General features: G+C 73.8%; 12 protein-coding genes and 1 pseudogene. 9 read left to right on the forward strand and 4 right to left on the reverse strand.

Going from position 1 to position 19,671, the window contains the following annotated elements; genetic code table 11:
- Window positions 1–21: 21 nt before the first annotated feature.
- A complete protein-coding gene (locus HDC93_RS16045; RefSeq protein WP_185011344.1) occupies window positions 22–957 on the reverse strand; it encodes a LysR family transcriptional regulator in 936 nt (311 codons plus the stop codon).
- Window positions 958–1,113: 156 nt separating this feature from the next.
- On the opposite strand from HDC93_RS16045, the gene HDC93_RS16050 reads away from it, so the two are divergent.
- The gene (locus tag HDC93_RS16050) at window positions 1,114–1,809 is read left to right on the forward strand and encodes a type 1 glutamine amidotransferase domain-containing protein (protein WP_185011346.1); all 696 of its coding nucleotides are present in this window, start codon (window positions 1,114–1,116) and stop codon (window positions 1,807–1,809) included.
- 27 nt (window positions 1,810–1,836) lie between these two features.
- On the opposite strand, the gene HDC93_RS16055 is transcribed toward HDC93_RS16050, so the two are convergent.
- Window positions 1,837–4,284, reverse strand: coding sequence for a SpoIIE family protein phosphatase (locus HDC93_RS16055; RefSeq protein WP_185011348.1), 2,448 nt, complete (start codon window positions 4,282–4,284; stop codon window positions 1,837–1,839).
- A 185-nt stretch (window positions 4,285–4,469) separates the two neighbouring features.
- On the opposite strand from HDC93_RS16055, the gene lanKC reads away from it, so the two are divergent.
- The 4 genes from lanKC (at window position 4,470) to HDC93_RS39325 (ending at window position 11,135) form a co-directional block, all read left to right on the forward strand.
- A complete protein-coding gene (gene lanKC, locus HDC93_RS16060) occupies window positions 4,470–7,064 on the forward strand; it encodes a class III lanthionine synthetase LanKC (RefSeq protein WP_185011350.1) in 2,595 nt (864 codons plus the stop codon).
- 84 nt (window positions 7,065–7,148) lie between these two features.
- Window positions 7,149–7,265, forward strand: coding sequence for a SapB/AmfS family lanthipeptide (locus tag HDC93_RS16065; RefSeq protein ID WP_031113019.1), 117 nt, complete (start codon window positions 7,149–7,151; stop codon window positions 7,263–7,265).
- A gap of 82 nt (window positions 7,266–7,347) precedes the next feature.
- A complete protein-coding gene (locus HDC93_RS16070) occupies window positions 7,348–9,195 on the forward strand; it encodes an ABC transporter ATP-binding protein (protein ID WP_185011352.1) in 1,848 nt (615 codons plus the stop codon).
- On the forward strand, window positions 9,192–11,135 hold the full coding sequence (locus HDC93_RS39325; protein WP_311774564.1) for an ABC transporter ATP-binding protein: 1,944 nt from the start codon (window positions 9,192–9,194) through the stop codon (window positions 11,133–11,135). The genes HDC93_RS16070 and HDC93_RS39325 overlap by 4 nt, the downstream gene beginning before the upstream one ends.
- Here HDC93_RS39325 and HDC93_RS16080 read toward each other — a convergent pair.
- Window positions 11,058–11,678 (reverse strand): annotated as a pseudogene (locus HDC93_RS16080) (LuxR C-terminal-related transcriptional regulator); the annotation flags it as partial. The gene HDC93_RS39325 and the pseudogene HDC93_RS16080 sit on opposite strands and share 78 nt — an antisense overlap.
- A gap of 219 nt (window positions 11,679–11,897) precedes the next feature.
- On the opposite strand from HDC93_RS16080, the gene HDC93_RS16085 reads away from it, so the two are divergent.
- Window positions 11,898–14,054, forward strand: coding sequence for a SpoIIE family protein phosphatase (locus tag HDC93_RS16085; protein WP_185011689.1), 2,157 nt, complete (start codon window positions 11,898–11,900; stop codon window positions 14,052–14,054).
- Between the two features lie 111 nt (window positions 14,055–14,165).
- On the opposite strand, the gene HDC93_RS16090 is transcribed toward HDC93_RS16085, so the two are convergent.
- On the reverse strand, window positions 14,166–15,545 hold the full coding sequence (locus HDC93_RS16090) for a S1 family peptidase (protein WP_185011356.1): 1,380 nt from the start codon (window positions 15,543–15,545) through the stop codon (window positions 14,166–14,168).
- A gap of 744 nt (window positions 15,546–16,289) precedes the next feature.
- On the opposite strand from HDC93_RS16090, the gene HDC93_RS16095 reads away from it, so the two are divergent.
- The 3 genes from HDC93_RS16095 to HDC93_RS16105 all read left to right on the forward strand — a co-directional run bounded on the left by HDC93_RS16095 (window position 16,290) and on the right by HDC93_RS16105 (window position 19,671).
- The gene (locus tag HDC93_RS16095; protein WP_185011358.1) at window positions 16,290–16,505 is read left to right on the forward strand and encodes a type A2 lantipeptide; all 216 of its coding nucleotides are present in this window, start codon (window positions 16,290–16,292) and stop codon (window positions 16,503–16,505) included.
- Window positions 16,506–16,642: 137 nt separating this feature from the next.
- Window positions 16,643–17,449, forward strand: a complete 807-nt coding sequence (locus tag HDC93_RS16100; protein ID WP_185011360.1) for an HlyD family efflux transporter periplasmic adaptor subunit — start codon at window positions 16,643–16,645, stop codon at window positions 17,447–17,449.
- A complete protein-coding gene (locus HDC93_RS16105) occupies window positions 17,446–19,671 on the forward strand; it encodes an NHLP family bacteriocin export ABC transporter peptidase/permease/ATPase subunit (protein ID WP_185011362.1) in 2,226 nt (741 codons plus the stop codon). The genes HDC93_RS16100 and HDC93_RS16105 overlap by 4 nt, the downstream gene beginning before the upstream one ends.

The raw sequence follows: 19,671 nt of genomic DNA on the forward strand, positions 1-19,671 counted from the left end.
GTACCCGGCCGGCCCGCGGCGTCACCAGGTGCGGCCGGCCGCCAGCAGACGGTCGCGGACGAGGGTCACGTGCGGGTTGTCCGAGGTGCCCGGCCGCTGGACGAGGAAGCCGGTGTTGATCGGCGCGTCCTCGGGGGCGTCGAGAAGGACCAGGGCGCCGGACGCCAGCTCCCCGGCGCACAGGTAGCGCGGCAGCACGCTGTAGCCGGCACCGGCCGTGACCAACGCGAGGACGGCCCTCAGGTCCGGGACCGAGACTGCGGCGCGGCAGTTCAGGCGCCGGCCGAAGACGTGCCGCCAGTAGCGGCGCACGATGGGCAGGTCCTCGGCGTACGTGATCAGCGGGATGTCGTGCAGCGCGGCGGGTCCGTCGGCGGCCGGTCGCCGCGCGACGCGCTCGGCCCAGTCGGGAGCGGCGACCAGGACGAACTCCTCGTCGGTCAGCGGCACCGCGGACAGGGTGCGGCCGCGGGGCCGGGTGGTGGCGATCACCAGGTCGTGGCGGCCGGCGCGCAGTTCGTCGAGCAGGGGCTCGGTGAGCCCCATGGTCACACGCAGCCGTACGCCCTCGGTGACGAGCGGGGCGAGGGCTGGCAGGGCTCGGGTGGACAGCAACTCGGCGGGCCCGGCGAGGTGGACCGGCTCGGCGCGCGAGCGCTCCTGGGGGCCGTGCCCCGTGGCCTCCGCGAGCGCGTCGAGGGGGGCCGCGACGCGGGCGGCGAGTTCGTCGGCCACGGCGGTCGGGGCCACGCCGCGCGGCAGCCGTTCGAAGAGCTCCCGGCGGGTCTGCCGCTCCAGGGAGCGGATCTGGGTGGTGACGGTGGGCTGGGACAGGCCCAGCAGCTGCGCGGCGGCCGTGAAGGAGCCGGACCGGTAGACGGCCAGGAAGGTGCGCAGCAGGTTGAGGTCGTACTGCGGGGGCGTGCCGGACGTGCCGAGGGGATCGATGGGCCTCACACGATCCGACCCTACTGCGCTGCGCCATTGGAATCCCTATGGCTGCCATTGGCTCTGCCATTGGAAAACCGGCGGTGCGGGGGCCTACCGTCGAGCTCATCCGAATTATCGCCGCGCTGTCCGACCGCGGCCCGTCCTCACGGAGATGCACCCACCATGTCGAAGATCCTCTTCGTCGTCACCGGCGCCGACACCTGGACCCTGGCCGACGGCACCGCACACCCCACCGGCTTCTGGGCCGAGGAGGCCGTCGCCCCGTACGAGGCGTTCCGGGCCGCCGGCCACGAGGTCGTCGTGGCCACGCCCGATGGGGTCGAGCCCACCGTCGACCGGGCCTCCCTCGCCGCCGAGGTGAACGGGGGCCAGGAGAACGCCGACCGGGTCGCCAAGGCGCTGGAGTCCTTCACCGAGCTGCGCCACCCCGTCCGTCTCGAGGACGTCCGGGTGGACGACTACGCGGCCGTCTTCTACCCCGGCGGCCACGGCCCGATGGAGGACCTCGCCGTGAACGCCGACTCCGGCCGGCTGCTCGCCCGGGCCCTGGAGTCGGGCAGGCCGCTCGGGGTCGTCTGCCACGGGCCGGCCGCGCTGCTGGCCGCTGTCGGGGCCGACGGCACCAACGTCTTCGCCGGCTACGAGGTCGCGGCGTTCACCAACGCCGAGGAGATCCAGGGCGGCCTCGCCGACCGCGCGAAGTGGCTGCTCCAGGACCGCCTCACCGAGGCCGGGGTGACCGTGCGGGCCGGTGAGCCGTGGGCCCCGCACGTGGTCGCCGACCGGAACCTGGTCACGGGCCAGAACCCGGCGTCGTCGGCCCCGCTGGCCCAGGAGCTGCTGAAGCGGCTCGGCTGAGCGGGAGCACCGCCCGCCGCGACCGGGTCAGCGTCCCAGCACCAGTTCCGCCCACACCTGCTTGCCGCCGCTGACCGGCAGGGTGCCCCAGGTCGCGGCGAGGGCCTCGACGAGGAGGATGCCCCGGCCGCCGGTGGCCTCCCAGCCGATGCTGGTCGGCCGGACCGGTGAGCGGGGTGAGGCGTCGGCGATGGCGATGCGCAGGCGGTTGTTGACGAGGGTGAGGTCCATCCGGACCTTGCCGTCGGTGTGGACCAGGGCGTTGGTGACGAGTTCTGAGACGACGAGGAGCGCGGCGTCGTAGTCCACGGTGACGCCCCAGGAACGCAAGGTGCGCCGGGCGAAGCGGCGGGCGTGCCCGACGGCCTGCGGCACCCGCCAGACCGTCCAGCTCTCCCTCAGCGGGCGCAGTTCCATGCCGTCGTAGCGCAGGAGGAGCAGGGCCACGTCGTCGCTGCGCGGGGCGTTGCCCAGGAGGGCGTCGGCGACGAGCCCCATGGCGGTGGGGGTGGCTTCGGCGAGCCGCTCGGCCAGGTGCTCCATGCCTTCGTCGATGTCGGAGTCGGGCGTCTCGACGAGCCCGTCCGTGGCCAGCGCGATGACGGTGCCGGGCGGGAGCCGCAGCGGGCTCATGGGGAAGTCGGCCCGGGCGACCACCCCGAGGGGCGGGCCGCCCTCCGCCTCCGCGATGTCGGTCCGGCCGTCCGGGTAGCGCAGCACCGGCGGCAGATGCCCGGCGCGCACGCACCAGGCGGCGCCCTCCTCCAGGTCGACGTCGACGTAGCAGCAGGTGGCGAAGAGGTCGCTCTCCATGTCCATCAGGAGCCGGTTGGCGTGCGCGACCACGACGTCCGGCGGGTGCCCCTCGACGGCGTAGGCGCGCAGGGCGGTGCGCATCTGGCCCATGAGGGTGGCGGCGCCGGCGCTGTGGCCCTGGACGTCGCCGATGACGAGGGCGACGTGGTTGTCGGGCAGCGGGATGACGTCGTACCAGTCGCCGCCGAGTTCGAGCCCGGCCGTGCTGGGCAGGTAGCGGGCGACGGCCACCGCGCCGGGCAGCCGGGGCAGGCTGCGTGGCAGCAGCTGGCGCTGGAGCATGCCGACGAGTTCGTGCTCGGCGTCGAAGGCCCGGGCCCGCATCAGGGCCTGTCCGGCGAGGCCGGCGCAGGCGGTGAGCAGGGCGCGTTCGTCGGTGCCGAAGTCGTGCGGGGTGTCCCAGCCGATCAGACAGGCTCCGGCCATGCGGTTCCCGGCGGGCAGCGGCAGCACGGCGAGGCCGCCGGGGCCGACCTCGGCCAGGGCCCGTTCCAGGGAGCTGCCGGCGGGCCAGATCCGGGCCCGGCCCTCGCGCAGCGCGGCGGCGAGGGTGGGCATGGCGCGCACGGGTGCGTCGGGCCACTCGGTGCGCCACTCCGACCGCCACAGCTCGGGCCAGGCCTCGGGCTCGGGCGGGTCGAGGACGGTGACGACGAGCCGGTCGCCCTCCAGCTCGGCGAGGGCGATCCGGTCGGCCCGCAGCGGCCGGCGCAGCGCGGCGACCACGGCCCGTCCGACGTCGCGGACGGTGACGGCCGTGGCCAGCGCGGCGGCCAGGCGCTGGACGCGGGCGACGTCGGTGACGTCGGAGCGCAGTGTGGAGACGTCGACGACCGTGCCCACGAGGCGGGCCGGGCGGCCCTCGCCGCCGGGCAGGAGGCGCCCGCGCAGCCGGAGCCACTTCGGCGGCCCGGAGGGCTGGAGCACCCGGAACTCCAGCTCCCGGTCGCCGATGGACATGTGGTCGGCCTCGACCACGGACATCAGCGACGGCAGGTCCTCGGGGACGGTCAGGCTGAGCAGTGTCTCGACCCGGCCGTCGAACTCCACCGGGTCCAGGCCGAACAGGTCCAGCAGGTCGTCGCCGACCCGGACTCGTCCGGTGTCCATGGCGAGGCTGAAGGCGCTCGGCGGCAGTTCACCGGCCTCGGCGGGCGCGGCCGGGACGGTGAAGGCGACCGCGTCCGCGATGAGTTCCAGGCAGCGGAGGTCGTCGGCGCCGAACCCACCGGGCCGTTCGGTCACGGCCAGCAGGCAGCCGCCGTCGCCCTGCACGGGCAGGGCCGTCAGGAAGAAGTCCCTCGACGGTACGCGCCGCGCCTGGGCGTGCTCGGCGAGTTCCGCCGGGCTCAGTGACACCGGCTGCCCGCGGCGGTGGGCCTCGGCGGCCGGGGACCGTCCGGCGCGCGGGTAGCTGTCGCGCAGCCCGTACAGCGTCCTCGGGACGCCGGCCGACTCCATCAGGCAGAGCAGCTCGCCGTCCTCGCCGGGCGCGTAGACGGCGGCGAGCGCCGCACCGGCGAAGACGAGCGCCTGTTCGAGGACGCGGCGCAGCCGATCGGGCGACTCGTGATCGACCGCGATCGCCTTGAGGGCACCTTCGGCACGCAGCGTTCGCGTTCCGCTCTCCTGGGCGCCCTGACTGACCACGTTGGCCATTACAGCGCTAATGAGACACCTGCGCAGCCCCTGTGGGCGTTCCGTGGACCATCGAGGACGCGGACGCTCGAAAGAATCCGAACATGTCTTGACGCATGCGTTTCGCACGGTGTTCTCGTGACAGGCGTGACTGTCCGTGCCCGGCTGGTGGCTGGAAGGCTCGGTGCTCGTCAGGAGGGGGACGCATGGACAAGCGGTACGAGGTGTACGCGCTGGCCGACCGGCATTTCTACGAGACGCCGGACCGGCTGGCGCGGGGCGGCCAGGGGATGGCCGACCACCTCTACGAGACGGCCCGCCGGCCGCTGCCGGAGGGCTGGGAGTCGGCCCGGATCGGCGACTGGCAGACCATGACGCCGCTCGGCCCGGACGGCGAACCGGTGCAGGGCCCGGCCCAGGGGTGGAAGATCCACGCCTCGGCGACCCGGGCGAACGCCGGGGAGATCGCCCGGATCGTGTGGGACTACTGCGTCGAGCGGCGCGTCCCCTTCAAGTTCGTGCCGGGCCCGCATCTGCTCCACCTGCGCAACACCAAGTACGCGCCGCGTGACGGCAGCGGCAAGTTCGTCACCGTCTACCCGGCCGACGAGGAGCAGCTGCACCGGGTGCTGCGCGAGCTGGGCGCGCTGCTGGAGGGTTTCGAGGGGCCGTACATCCTCACCGACCTGCGCTGGGGCGAGGGCCCGCTGTACGTGCGCTACGGCGCCTTCGCCCGGGCGTTCGTCGTGGACGAGCGGGGCTCGCTGGTGCCGGCGGTGCGGGACGGCGAGGGGCGGCTGGTGCCGGACCGGCGGGCGCCGTCCTTTCAGGTGCCCGAGTGGGTGACGCTCCCGGCATTCCTCCAGCCGCACCTCGACGCGCGGAACGACACGACGACCGGCGAGCTGCCCTACCGCATCGAGAAGGCGCTGCACTTCTCCAACGGCGGCGGGGTGTACGCGGGCACCGACACCCGCGACGGGCGCAAGATCGTCCTCAAGGAGGGGCGGCCGCACGCGGGGCTGGCCTCGGACGGGGCCGACGCGATCGCCCGGCTGGAGCGGGAGAAACAGGCGCTGGAGCAGGTCGCGGGCACGGGCGTGGTCCCGGAGGTGCGCGACTGGTTCGAGCTCGGCGGGCACCGCTTCCTGGTGATGGACTTCCTGGAGGGCCGTCCGCTCAACGCCTTCTTCGCCCAGCGGCATCCGCTGCTCACCCAGGACCCCGACGCGCAGGCCGTCGCCTCCTACACGGCATGGGCGCTGCGCATCCACCGCAGGGTGGAGGAGGCCGTGGCGGCGGTGCACGCCCGGGGCATCGTCTTCAACGACCTGCACGTCTTCAACATCATGGTCGCCCCGGACGGGGAGACGGTGTTCCTCCTCGACTTCGAGGCCGCGGCCCCGGTCGGGGAGAACGGCCGACAGGTCGTCGCCCACCCCGGGTTCTTCGCGCCGCCGGACCGCCGGGGCGCCGACATCGACCGCTATGCGCTGGCCTGTCTGCGGCTGGCCCTGTTCCTGCCCGTGACCACGCTGTTCGTGGTCGACCGCGGCAAGGCGGCGCACCTGGCCGAGGTGATCGCGGAGCAGTTCCCGGACGTACCGCGGGAGTTCCTCGACGAGGCGGTCACGGAGATCACCCGGGAGGTGTCCGGCCGTACGGTGGCCGCTCCCTCCTCGCCGGTGGACCCGGGCGACTGGCCGTACAGCCGCGACTCGATGGTCAAGGCCATCCTCGCCTCGGCCACTCCCGAGCGCGACGACCGGCTCTTCCCGGGCGATGTCGCGCAGTTCTCCGACGGTGGCGGGCTCGGGCTCGCCCACGGCGCCGCGGGGGTGCTGTTCGCGCTGGACGCTGCCGGCGCCGAGCGGTACGAGGAGGGCGAGCGCTGGCTGCTGGACCGGACGGCACCGCCCCCGGTCGGCACCCCGCTCGGGCTGTACGACGGGCTCGCGGGCGTCGCCCTGGTCCTCGACCGGCTCGGGCACCGGCAGCGGGCGCTGGACCTGGTCGAGGGCATCCTCGCCGAGCGGTGGCAGAACCTCTCGTCCGACCTGCACGGCGGACTGGCCGGGCTCGGCCTCGTCCTCGGGCACCTGGCCCGTACGACCGGCGAGGCGGAACTGGCCGAGCGGGCCCACGAGGCCGCGCGGATCCTCGTCCAGCGGCTCACCGAGCCGGTCCCGGCCACGTCCCGGCCGCGCGCCGGACTGCTGCGCGGCGCGAGCGGCCCCGCGCTGCTCATGCTGCGGCAGTACGAGTGGACCGGCGAGGAGGCCTGGCTGGAGGCGGCGGCCGTGGCCCTGCGCCGGGACCTGGCGTCCTGCGTGACCCGCGAGAACGGGTCGCTGGAGGTCGACGAGGGCTGGCGGACGCTGCCCTACCTCGGCGACGGCAGCGCGGGCCTCGGCATGGTCCTGGACGACCTCGTGGACCGCTCCCCCGGCCTGGCCGGGGAGTTCGGGACGGCCCGCTCAGGGGTGATCACCGCCGCGACCTCACGCTTCTACGCGCAGCCCGGCCTCTTTCAGGGCCGCGCCGGAATGATCCTGCACCTCAGCCGCACGACCGCGCCGGGCGCGACCGAGGACCGGCTGGCGGCGCAGATCGCCGGGCTCGGCTGGTTCGCGATGGCCTACCAGGGCCAACTGGCCTTCCCCGGACACCAGATGATGCGGCTCTCCATGGACCTCGCCACCGGAACGGCAGGGTGCCTGCTGGCGCTCGGCGCGGCCCTCGACCCGGCGACCGACGCCCACCTGCCGTTCCTCCCGCCGCCGAGCAGGCGGCCCCACTGACGCGGCTGCGCGATCCCGCGGAGTCGTGACACCACCCCGTCCCCACGGATGACCACGGACGGACCCCCAATGGAAGGACACACCATGGCACTTCTCGACCTGCAGACCATCGAGACCGAAGAGCGCACGGACGGCGGCGGCAACAGCACGGTGAGCCTGCTCTCCTGCATCAGCGCCGCGAGCGTTCTGCTCTGTCTCTGACCAGCGGTCTGCTCCCTCCGGGCGGCTCCCTCCCTTCGGGGAGGGGCCGCCCGGGGTCCTTCCCGCCCCAGGAAAGGCCCGTATGACCTCGCGCGGCGACGACGACCCGGCGACCGGACACGCGCGCACCCTGCTGCGCGCGGCCACCCGGTACAGCGGGGCGCGCTGCCTGGCGCTGTGCCTGGTGAGCATCGCCGCCACGGGTGCCGGGCTGCTGCTGCCGACCGCGCTGGGCCGGGCCCTCGATCTTCTGCTGGCGCACGCCCCCGCCACCGGCTGGGTGCTCTGCTGCGCCGGCCTCGTCCTGCTGCTCGGTCTGCTCGACGCGGTCCAGACCGTCCTCACCGGCACCGTCGACGCCCGTACCACCGCATGGCTGCGCCGCCGGCTGACCGGGCACGTGCTGGGCGTCGGCCCGCGCGCCGCGGACCGCTTCGGCTCCGGTGACCTCGTCGCCCGCCTGGTCGGCAACGCCGCCGAGGCGGGGACCACGCCGGCGGCCCGGGCGGCGCTCGTGGCCGCACTCGCCGGCCCCGTCGGCGGGGTGGTCGCGCTGGGTCTGATCGACTGGTGGCTCGCGGCCGTGTTCCTCGCCGGAGCCCCCGTGCTGGCCCTTCTCCTGCGCGCCGTCTCCCGTGACACCTCCGAGAGCGCGGCGCGCTACCAGCGGGCCCAGGGCCGGATCGCGGCCGCGCTGGCGGAGGCCGTCGAGGGCGTGCGCACCGTCCGGGCGGCCGGCACGGAAGGCCGGGAGACGGCCCGGGTGCTGCGGCCGCTGCCCGATCTGTCCCGGGCCGGGCACCGCATGTGGCGGGTGCAGGGGCGGGCCGCGGCCCGGGCGGTCGCCGTGGCACCGCTGCTGCAACTCGCGGTCGTCGCCGTGGCCGGGGTGCTGCTCACCCGGGACCGGCTCTCGGTCGGCGAGGTGCTCGCGGCGTCCCGGTACGCGGTGCTCGCGACGGGCGTCGGTGTGCTGGTCGGCCGGCTCGCGGGCCTGGCGCGGGCCCGGGCCGCGGCCCGGCGCCTCGGCGAGGTCGGGACCGAACCCGCCATCGTGTACGGCACCCGCGGGCTGCCCGACGGCCCCGGGCGGCTGGAGCTGCGCGGGGTGACGGCCCGGCGTGGCGGACGCGCCGTGCTGGGCGGGGTGGATCTCGACGTGCCGGGCGGCACGACCCTGGCCGTCGTCGGCCGGTCCGGCGCGGGCAAGTCGCTGCTGGCCGCACTCGCCGGACGGCTGGCCGATCCGGACGCGGGCGAGGTGCTCCTCGACGGGGTGCCGCTGCGCGAGCTGCCGCACGACGTCCTGCGCGGCGCCGTCGGCTACGCCTTCGCCCGCCCCGCCCTCCTCGGCGGCACGGTCGGGCGGGCGATCGGCCTCGGTCTGCCCTCCCCCTCCCCCGGCCTGGTCCGGAAGGCGGCCCGCGCGGCCCTCGCCGACGACTTCGTCCGCCGCCTCCCCGACGGATACGACACGCCCGTCGCCGACGCCCCGCGCTCCGGCGGCGAGTCACAACGGCTCGGTCTCGCCCGGGCGTTCGCGCACGGCGGCCGGCTGCTGATCCTCGACGACGCCCTCTCCAGCCTCGACACGGTGACGGAACGCCGCATCACCGACGCCCTGTTCGGCGACGGGCCGGGCGCCACCCGGCTGCTGGTCGCCCACCGCGGCGCGACGGCCGCGTGCGCCGACGCCGTGGCGTGGCTGGACGGGGGGCGGGTGCGGGCGGTGGGGCGGCACGAGGAGTTGTGGCGGCTCGCGGAGTACCGGGCGGTGTTCGGGGACGGCGCGGGCCCCGGCGGCACGGACGCGGGCGACGACGGTGCGCGGACGGACCCGGGCACCCGGGACGGGACGAGCGGGGAGAGCGCCGTGACGGGTGCGAACGGCCGGAGCGGTGCGGATGCCGGGGACGGGGCGCTGGCATGACGGCCCGGATCCGTGCGCGCCGACGCAGCGGGCGGGACGCGGACACGACCGCCGACGCCCCGGCGGGAGCCGCCCTCCCCACCCGGGGCCTGCGTTTCCTGCTGGCCCGCCGGCGGGTCCTGCTGCGGCTCACCGCCTGGTCCGTGCTGGAGACCGGTCAGACCTTCCTCATCGGGTACGGGCCCGCCCGCGCCCTGGACGAGGGGTTCCTGAGCGGGCGGGCGGATGTCGGACTGCTCTGGCTGGCCGTGACCGGAGTGGGCGTCCTGCTCGGCGCGTACGGGACCGCCCGGGTCTACGCCGCCGTCGCCGCGCTGGTCGAACCGTTCCGGGACCGGCTCGTGGAACGGGTGGTCACGCGCGGGGTGCGGACCGGGGACGCGGGTTCCCTGTCCGGGCTCACCCAGCAGGTGGAGATCGCCCGGGACACCTTCGCCGGGCTGGTCATGGTCTCCCGCTCCTTCGTGTTCACCGCCGCCGGTGCCCTGGCCGGCCTGTTCACGCTCGCCCCGCCGCTCCTGCTGGTCGTGGGGCCGCCCCTGGCGCTGGGCGTGGCGCTGTTCGCCGCGACGCTGCGTCCGCTCGCCCGGCGACAGGAGACGTTCCTGGTCGCCGACGAGGCCCTCGCCGGCGACCTCGGCGTCGTCGGCCCGGGCCTGCGGGACATCACGGCGACCGGCGCGGAGGCGGACATCGCCGCCGGCACCGGGGAACGGGTCGAGGCGGAACTGCGGGCGGCACGCGCCCTGGCCCACTGGGGCGTGCTGCGCGTGGCGTCCCTGACGATCGGCGGCCAGCTGCCGATCGTGCTGCTGCTGGCCGCCGGACCCTGGCTGCTGTCCCACGGCGTCACCGCGGGTGCCCTGGTCGGCGCCCTCGCCTACGTCACCCAGTCCCTGCTCCCGGCCCTGCGCAACCTGATCCACGGCCTGGGCACGAGCGGCTCCCGCCTGACGGTGGTGCTGCGCAGACTGGCCGGGCCGGACGCCGGCACACCCCGCCCGCCGGAGAGCAGGCCAGGGCCTTCGGGCACCACCGCGGACCACGGCACTCCGACCTCCGCCTTCTCCCTCTCCTCCGTCACGTTCGCCTACGGGCCCGCCAGCGCGCCCGTCGTCCGGGATCTCGATCTCACCCTCCCGCCCGGCGCGCACCTGGCCGTCGTGGGGCCCAGCGGCGCCGGCAAGTCCACGCTCACCGCGCTCGTGGCGGGGCTGCTCGCCCCCTCGCACGGCACGATCCGGGTCGGTGGACACCCCGTGCCCGGCCCGGAGGCTGCCGCCGAGCGGGTACTCATCCCACAGGAGGCGTACGTCTTCAGTGGCACCCTGGCCGAGAACCTCGCGTATCTGCGACCCGATCCGGTGCCCGTGGAGGAGTTGCTGGCCGCGGCCGAGGCGGTCGGGCTCACCCCGCTGGCCGAGCGGCTCGGAGGGCTCGACGCCCGGGTCGATCCGGCGACGCTGTCGGCCGGCGAACGGCAGCTGGTCGCACTGACCCGGGCCTATCTGTCGTACGCCCCGCTCGCCCTGCTGGACGAGGCGACCTGCCATCTGGACCCCGGGACGGAGGAGCGGGCGGAGCGGGCGTTCGCCGCGCGGCCGGGCGGGACCCTGGTGGTCGTGGCCCACCGCATCAGCTCGGCCCGCCGCGCCGGCCGGGTCCTGGTGATGGACGGCCGGAGCACGGCGTACGGCGGTCATGAGGAGCTGCTGCGGTCCTCGGCGCTGTACCGGGACCTCGTGGGGAGCTGGACTCGCGCCCCGGCCCGGCGCGGGTCAGAGCCAGCCCTGGCCCTGGGAGATGCGTATCGCGTCGATGCGGTTGCGGGCCCCGGTCTTGCGGGTGATGGCCGCCATGTAGTTGCGCACCGTCCCGTGGGACAGGTGCAGGCTCCCGGCGATCTCCGCGATGGAGGCTCCCTCGGCCGCGAGGGATAACACGCTCAGTTCTCTGCGGGTCAGCGGCATCTCCGCCGCCTGGAGGAACCCGAAGCCCAGCGAGTCGTTGACGAAACGTTCCCCCTCGGCAACGCGACGGATCCCGCGCAGCAGATTCTGCGGGGATCCCTCCTTGTCCACATAGCCGAGCGCCCCCGCCTCGGCCGCCCGCTTCAGCAGGCCCGGCCGATTCGCGCTGGCGAGCACGAGTAATCGGGGGCGCACGCGCTCCGGGCCCGGCCGGCACAGTTCGCCCAGCGGTGGGATGCCGTAGGAGTCCGCGCACTCCAGGTCCGCCGCGCACACGTCCGGCCCAACCGACCGCACCGTGCCCGGCGCGACGCGCCACGACGTGTCGTGCACCGCCAGGTCGGTCTCCCGCCGCAGCCACTCCGCCAGCACGGACCGCACCAGACACTCGTCGTGCACCAGAAGCACCCGGATCACTGCCACCCCTCCGCTCGACCTACGCCCCCTCGCCTGTTGAGCGCGTGCCCCATTGTTCGCGACCGTCACGCAGCGTGGGCGCGGAGAACCGGCCATCAGGGTGCGCGGGGGCGCACGCCCAGCGTCCGTACGCCCGGCCACGCTTCGACTACGGGGGCATGGGTCGGGGCAGTCGGGGTACGTGAGCGCGCCCGCCGGGGCCGGAGCGCATGTGACCGACGGTAACCAGGCCCGTCGCGGAATCGCTCGTCGTGCGGGACCGGCCGTCTGGGGGGAGATTTGTTCCTGGACCCGGTCGCGCGGCCGTGCGAGGAGGTGGTCGGCGTGTCCGACGAGCAGTCGTCCGCGCAGGCGCCGGCCGCCGCCATACCGCCGGTGGGCCGGCCGCTGCTCTCCTTGGCGCTGGCCTCGATGATGGACGAGGTGCACGCCCACTCCGGCGCGGTGTACCTGATGTCACCGGACCAGCCGGTGCTGGAGATGACCGTGATGGCCGGTCTGCCCCGGGCGTTCGCGGCCCCCTGGGAGCGGGTGGGCCTGAGCGCCCCGATCCCGGTCGCCGACGCGGCGCGCGAGCGGCGGCTGGTGTGGGTCGGCGGCGAGGAGGAGATGGCCCGCCACTATCCGCGGATCGCCGTGGTGCTGCCCTATCCGTTCGCCCTGGCCGCGGTGCCGGTCGCCACCGAGTCCAAGGTGTACGGCGCGGTCTTCGTGACCTGGCCGGGCGCGCATCCGCCGGAGATGTCCGACCACGAGCGCGAGCACCTGACCGCGGCCTGCGGCCGGCTCGCGGTCCGGCTGGAGCGGGCCGCCGAGCACAGCATCCCGCCGCACCCCGAGACCGATCTGCTCGCCTCCCCCCTGGTGGGCGGGATGGCCGGGACGCTGGGCACGGTCGAGGCGGCCCGGATGGTGAGCCGGCTGCCGTACGGACTGGTCTCACTGGACCTGCACGGACGCGTCGGCTTCGTCAACGCGGCGGCGGGTGAGCTGCTGAACGTCCCCGTCAGCCGGCTGCTCGGCACCCAGCTGTGGGCGTCGGTGCCCTGGCTCAACGACCCGGTGTACGAGGACCGTTACCGGGCCGCGCTGCTGAGCCAGCACGTCACCTCGTTCGTGGCGCTGCGCCCGCCCGGCGAATGGCTGTCGTTCCGGCTGTACCCGAGCACGACGGGCCTCAGCGTCCGCATCACCAGATCCCGGGCCGTGTCCCGGATGAACCGCACTGCACCGCCGCCCGACGGGACGCCGTCCCGCCTGGTCACCATCTCTCAGGTGCTGGACCTGGCCGGGGCGCTGACCGAGGCCGTGGGGGTGCAGGACGTGGTGCAGCTGGTCGCGGACGAGATCTCCCCGGCGGTGGGCAGCCAGGCCCTGGTCGTGCTGGGCTCGCGGGCGAACCGGCTCCAGGTGCTCGGGCATCGCGGGTACCGGGACCCGCACGTGGTGGAACGGTTCGACGGGATGCCCCTGACCGAGTCGACACCCGGCACCCAGGTGCTGCGGACGGGCGTGCCCGCGTTCTTCGAGTCGCAGGAGCAGCTGGAGCGCCTGTACCCGGCGCGGCTCGCGACCCCCGACGGGTTCGCGGCCTGGGCCTACCTGCCGCTGATCGCCCAGGGCCGCCCGGTGGGGACCTGTGTCCTCTCCTACGCCGAGCCCCACCCCTTCCCGACGGAGGAGCGGGCGGTGATGACCAGCATGGCCGGGCTGATCGCCCAGGCGCTGGAGCGGGCCCTGCTCTACGACGCCAAGCACCGGCTCGCGCACGGCCTCCAGGAGGCGCTGCTGCCGCACTCGCTGCCGTCACTGCCCGGCATCGAGGCGGTCGGCCGCTATGTGCCGGCCACTCAGGGCATGGACATCGGCGGCGATTTCTACGACCTGGTCGGCGCCCAGGGGACCGCGGCGGCGGTGATCGGGGACGTCCAGGGCCACAACGTGACGGCGGCCGGGCTGATGGGGCAGGTCCGCACCGCGGTGCGCGCGTACACGACCGTGGGGCAGGCGCCGGAGGAGGTCATGCGCAGCACCAACCGGCTGCTGCTCGACCTGGGTGCCGATCTCTTCGCCAGCTGCCTGTACCTGCGGCTCGACCCGGAGCACGGGCGGGCCGTGATGTCCCGGGCCGGGCATCCCCCGCCGCTGCTGAGACGGCCGGACGGCAAGGTGCGCGTCCTGGACCTGGCGGGCGGTCCGCTGCTGGGCATCGACGCCTCGGCGGTGTATCCGACGACGGAGGTCGCGCTGCCTCCCGGTTCGCTGCTCGTCCTCTACACCGACGGGCTGGTCGAGTCCCCCGGCACGGACTTCGAGGAGGCCCTCGCGGACCTGAGCCGGCGCCTGGCCGACGCCGGGGGCCAGCCGCTGGACGAACTGGCCGACAGCCTCGTCCACCAGGAGCGGCACCACACGGACGGGGAGGAACGGCTCGACGACATCGCCCTGTTGCTGATCAGGGCGCTCGGGTAGCTCCACCGGGCACAGCGCCGCGGACACGCCGGTGGCCGGCCCGGTCCCGCCAGGAAGGGGGCGGGACCGGGCCGGCGGCGTCGGACCGGCTGCCGACGGCTTGGGGAGGGGTCAGCGGGACTCGGTCAGACCGGAGTTGTCCTCGACGCCCTGACCCGCGTCCTGACCGGCACCGGCACCGGCTCCGGCACCCGCTTCGTCACCGCCGGCCTGCTCACCGGCACCCGCACCGGCTTCTTCACCGGCCCCGGCTTCCTGGCCGGCACCGGCCTCGCCACCGGCTCCGGCCTCCTCACCGGCACCGGCACCGGCGTCGTCGCCCGCGCCCGCACCGGCGTCGTCACCGGCACCGGCACCGCCGCCCGCGGCACCGCCCGCGCCGAGGGTCGCGCCGACCGCCTCCAGGGCGGTGGTCACCGGCTGGAAGAACGTCTCGCCGCCGGCCGTGCAGTCGCCGCTGCCGCCGGAGGTCAGGCCGATGGCGAGACCGTCCTGGGTGAACAGCGAGCCGCCGCTGTCGCCGGGTTCGGCGCAGACATCGGTCTGGATGAGGCCGGTGACCGTGCCCTCCGGGTAGTTCACCGTGGCGTCGAGGCCGAGGACCTGGCCGTCGTTGAGCCCGGTGGTGCTGCCCATCCGGAAGACCTGCTGGCCGACGGTCGCCTCGGCGGCCTCGGTGATCGGCACGGTCTGGTTGCCGGTGTTGACCTCGCTGGGCGCCTCGGTCGCCGGGTCGTCGTACTTCACGAGTGCGAAGTCGCCGTTGCCGGGGAAGGTCGACTGGTCGACCGTGGCGATCGGCTGGCCGCCCTGAGTGTCGGACCACTCGTTGCCGCCGAGGGTGCAGTGACCGGCCGTCAGGAAGGCCGGGGAGCCGTCGCCCGCGGTGACGTTGAAGCCGAGGGAGCAGCGCGAGCCGCCCGCGAAGATGGCGTCGCCTCCGGAGACGAACGGCTTGAAGGTGCCGGAGGACTTCTTGATGGTGGCCATGTCGGAGCCGAGCTCCTTCACGGTGCTCTCCAGTCTGTCCCACTTGGCACCGGTCACGGTGCTGTCCGCGGTCACCAGGAGCTTGTTGGTGCGCGGGTCGATCGACCACGAGGTGCCCGCGACGGTCGCCTCGGACTTGAGCGTCGACGCCCCGTCCTGAAGCTCCGACCAGCTGTTCTCCACCTCGCGGACCTTCGCGCCGGCCGCCTTCGCCTGCACGATCACGTTGTTGTCGTCGCCCGGCACGACGTTGACGACGAGCTGCCTGCTGTCGGCGTCGTAGTAGGAGCCGCCGAACGCCTCACCGAGGAGCCCGGAGAGCTGCGAGGCGAGATCCGAGGCGTCGCCCGCCTTCAGGGTCTTCGGCGCGGCCGCCGCGTCGCCGGACGAACCGTCCTGCGAGGCGTTGGCGTTGGGGAGCAGGATCGCGGCCGCGCCGAGCGCCACCACGCCGCCCGCCGCTATCGCGGCCTTGCGCTTCGGAATTCGCTTGTGACTCAAACTTCTCTCCTCCTGGGGAACGGAGTAGGTGCCGCCGTCCGGCAGCTTCTGGGGGGCGCCTGGATGGCTGTTGGTACGCACGGGCCGCACGGGGCGTTCAATTCCGATTGCAAGTGATCCCTTCGCATCGCGGAATCAGCCAACTCCCGCCGTCCGCACGGCGACCGCGCGGTCCACGACCGCCCTGTTCACATGGCCCGCTCCGGCAGGCCCGACCCGGGCGGACCGCGGAGAGCCATGGCCGGATGACGGCGCTCCAACGACGGGCCTCGCTGCGGCATGACGGAACGAAACGCTCCGTATCCAGTCGGGAACGATCTGTCGCAGTCACGGAGTCGAATCCCGACTTCAGTGAATCTGCACATCGAATGCTCAACCCGGTCACCGAAATGAGGGTTGTCCACACCCCGGCCGCGTAGGTCACACCTTTGGGGCGGTAGTGCCGGATTCGCCGCCCCGCCGGGCAAGGGCCCGGATGCGCCGATGCCGTGCGGCATGTGAAGAACTCGCCGCCAAGCGGTGCGCAGACCTGCACGGATCGGTGCCGCTGGGGCGCAAGTTGCCTGGTGAGGGGGGTGGTTGATTGGAAGCGCGGACCCGCAGCGTGCTTTGATCCATCGCACCGCGGGGGCCGCTCAGGGCATTCGGAAACGGATGCCCGGTGCTCGCGGTCGCGGCCGTCATCTGTCCCCAGAGGGGGCCGCTCCCCCCTTGTGAGATATCCATACGAAGGGAAGTTCCATCATGAACTCCACCCCCCAGGTTGAGACCGTCGAGATCGCCGACGCCGAGCTCGACGCCGTCTCCGGTGGCCTCGCCGTGAACGCCGTGAACACCGTCACCGACACGGTCGACAGCATCGCTCCGGTCTCCGGCCTGGTGAACACGGTCGTCGGCACCGTCGAGGGCACCACCGGCCTGAACACGGCCCCGGTCACCAACCTGGTCGCCGGTCTCTGATCGAGCCCTTGTGCCGTTGAGACCCGGAGCCGCAGCCGGCGGTTCCGGGTTCTTCGGGTTCCACATGCACCTCTTGCACGGTCGCAGGCACCTTCGCCAAGGCCGTGAGTACCTCTTCTACGGGTGAGGGAAGTTCCTTGCAGTTCCGCCAACAGGCCCTCGCCAAGCTCCAGTCACCGGAGGAACTCGACCTCCCGGTGCGCTTCGCCCGGCCGCAGGGCTGGCTCGTGCTCTCGGTGACGGTGGTCGCGATGGCCGCCGCCTCGGTGTGGGCGGTGGCCGGCTCGGTGACCTCCACCGTCAGCGCACCCGCCATCCTCACACACGGGCAGGGCAGCTACCTCCTCCAGAGCCCCGTCGCGGGCCAGGTCACGGCAGTGCTGGCCAAGCAGGGCCAGCAGGTGCCCGCGGGCTCCCCCGTGCTCAAGGTCCGCACGGCCAAGGGCGACGCGGTCGTCCGCACCCTCGACGCGGGCCGCGTCTCCGCGCTCGCCGCGACCGTCGGGCAGATCATCCAGACCGGCGCGAACGTCGCCGCCGTCGAGAAGGTCGCCCGCACGACGGACCCGCTCTACGCGACCGTGTACGTCCCCGCCGAGAACGCCGCCTCGATCCCCGACGACGCGGCCGTGGACCTGACCGTGCAGTCGGTGCCGACGCAGGAGTACGGCGTGCTGCGCGGCCATGTGAAGTCGGTGGACCGCTCGGCTCAGTCCCCGCAGCAGATCGCCGCGTTCCTCGGGGACAGCCAGCTGGGCGAGCAGTTCACGAAGAAGGGCAGGCCGGTGGCCGTGACGGTCCGGCTGGACACGTCCTCCGCCACGAAGAGCGGCTACCGGTGGTCGTCCGCGGACGGGCCCCCGTTCAAGCTGACCTCCATGACGCTGGCCTCCGGTTCGATCCGGCTGGCCGACCAGCATCCCGTCGACTGGCTGCTGCCATGAGCGCGACCGCGCAGGAGCCCCGCAGCAGGCGCCGCGCCGCCCCGACGAAGCGCAAGGTGCCCAAAGCCCGGGCCAAGACCGTCCGCACACCCACCGTGCTCCAGATGGAGGCCGTCGAGTGCGGCGCCGCCTCCCTGGCGATGGTGCTCGGCCACTACGGCAAGCACGTCCCGCTGGAGGAACTGCGCATCGCCTGCGGTGTCTCCCGCGACGGCTCGCGCGCCAGCAACCTCCTGAAGGCGGCCCGCTCCTACGGTCTGACGGCCAAGGGCATGCAGATGGACCTGGCCGCCCTCGCCGAGGTGAAGTCGCCGGCCATCCTGTTCTGGGAGTTCAACCACTACGTCGTCTACGACGGCATGGGCCGGCGTTTCGGCCGCCGCGGTGTCTACATCAACGACCCCGGCAAGGGCCGCCGGTTCGTCCCCATGGAGGACTTCGACGGCAGCTTCACCGGTGTCGTCCTCGTGCTGGAACCCGGTGAGGACTTCGCCCGGGGCGGCCGCAAGCCCGGCGTCCTGGGCGCGATGCCCGCCCGGCTGCGCGGCACGGCGGGCACGATGCCCGCCGCCGTCCTGGCGAGCCTGCTACTGGTGGCGGTCGGCGCCGCGGTGCCCGCGCTGAGCCGCACCTACATCGACGAGTTCCTGATCGGCAACCAGACCTCGTTGCTCGGCGTGCTGTTCACGTCGATGGCGGCGTGCGTGCTGCTCACCGTGGTCCTGACCTGGCTCCAGCAGGCCAACCTGCTGCGCGGCCGCATCATCTCCTCCACGCTCTCCAGCGCCCGCTTCCTGCGGCATCTGCTGCGGCTGCCGGTCACGTTCTTCTCCCAGCGCAGCCCGGCCGACCTGGTGCAGCGCCTGCAGTCCAACGACGCGGTGTCCGAGACCCTGTCCCGCGACCTCGCCGCGGCGGGCGTGGACGCGATCGTGGTCGTCCTCTACGCGGTGCTGCTCTACACCTACGACCCGCAGCTGACGTTCGTCGGCATCGGCGTGGCCCTGCTGAACATCGTCGCCATGCGGGTCGTCATCCGGCTGCGGGCGACGCGTACGGCGAAGCTGCGCGCGGACACGGCACGCCTGACCAACACCGCCTACACCGGTCTCCAGCTCATCGAGACGATGAAGGCGACCGGCGGCGAGGACGGCTACTTCCGCAAGTGGGCCGGGCAGCACGCCACGACCCTGGAGGAGCAGCAGCGGCTCGGTGTGCCGAGTGCCTGGCTGGGGGTGGTCGCGCCGACGCTCGCCACCCTCAACAGCGCGCTGATCCTGTGGATCGGCGGCATGCGGGCGGTCGAGGGGCACATCTCGGTCGGTCTGCTGGTCGCCTTCCAAGCCCTGGTCACCCGGTTCACGGCCCCGCTGACCCGGCTGAACGGCGTCGCCGGCCGCATCCAGGACTTCGCGGCGGACGTGGCCCGGCTGAAGGACGTGGAGAACTTCAAGGCGGACCCGCTCTACGGCCGCCCCGGCTCCGGCGAGTCCACCCGCCGCCTCCAGGGCCATGTCGAGCTGGAGAACATCACGTTCGGCTACAGCCCGCTCGACAAGCCCCTGCTCACCGGCTTCGACCTGACGGTCGGTCCTGGGCAGCAGGTCGCGCTGGTGGGCGGCTCGGGCAGCGGCAAGTCCACGGTGTCCCGGATGATCTCCGGGCTGTACGCGCCGTGGGAGGGCGTGATCCGCATCGACGGGCAGCGCATCGACGACATCCCGCGGGGGGCGCTGGCCGCCTCGGTCTCCTTCGTCGACCAGGACGTGTTCCTGTTCGAGGGCACCGTCCGCGACAACGTGGCGCTGTGGGACCCGTCGATCCCCGACGACGCGGTGGAGGACGCGCTGCGCGACGCCGCTCTGCACGATGTGATCACGCGCCGCCCTGGCGGCATCCACAGCAGGGTCGAGCAGGACGGCCGCAACTTCTCCGGCGGGCAGCGCCAGCGCCTGGAGATCGCCCGGGCGCTGGTGCGCCGGCCGAGCATCCTGGTGCTCGACGAGGTGACGAGCGCACTGGACGCGGAGACCGAGCAGGTCGTGATGGACAACCTGCGCCGGCGCGGCTGCGCCTGTGTGGTGATCGCACACCGGCTGAGCACGGTGCGCGACAGCGACGAGATCGTCGTCCTTCAGCACGGCACGATCGTGGAGCGGGGACGGCACGAGGACCTGGTGGCCCGCGGCGGCGCGTACGCGGCACTGGTCAGGGAGCGGTGA

The sequence above is a fragment of the Streptomyces sp. AK010 genome, assembly GCF_014207295.1.
Classification (GTDB): Bacteria; Actinomycetota; Actinomycetes; order Streptomycetales; family Streptomycetaceae; genus Streptomyces; species Streptomyces massasporeus.

Excerpts from the sequence above, each read along its gene's own strand:
- HDC93_RS16050 (WP_185011346.1), top strand. The coding sequence starts at position 1,114 with ATGTCGAAGATCCTCTTCGTCGTCACCGGCGCCGACACCTGGACCCTG.
- HDC93_RS16055 (WP_185011348.1), bottom strand. The coding sequence starts at position 4,284 with ATGGCCAACGTGGTCAGTCAGGGCGCCCAGGAGAGCGGAACGCGAACG.
- lanKC (WP_185011350.1), top strand. The coding sequence starts at position 4,470 with ATGGACAAGCGGTACGAGGTGTACGCGCTGGCCGACCGGCATTTCTAC.
- HDC93_RS16065 (WP_031113019.1), top strand. The coding sequence starts at position 7,149 with ATGGCACTTCTCGACCTGCAGACCATCGAGACCGAAGAGCGCACGGAC.
- HDC93_RS16070 (WP_185011352.1), top strand. The coding sequence starts at position 7,348 with ATGACCTCGCGCGGCGACGACGACCCGGCGACCGGACACGCGCGCACC.
- HDC93_RS39325 (WP_311774564.1), top strand. The coding sequence starts at position 9,192 with ATGACGGCCCGGATCCGTGCGCGCCGACGCAGCGGGCGGGACGCGGAC.
- HDC93_RS16095 (WP_185011358.1), top strand. The coding sequence starts at position 16,290 with ATGAACTCCACCCCCCAGGTTGAGACCGTCGAGATCGCCGACGCCGAG.
- HDC93_RS16105 (WP_185011362.1), top strand. The coding sequence starts at position 17,446 with ATGAGCGCGACCGCGCAGGAGCCCCGCAGCAGGCGCCGCGCCGCCCCG.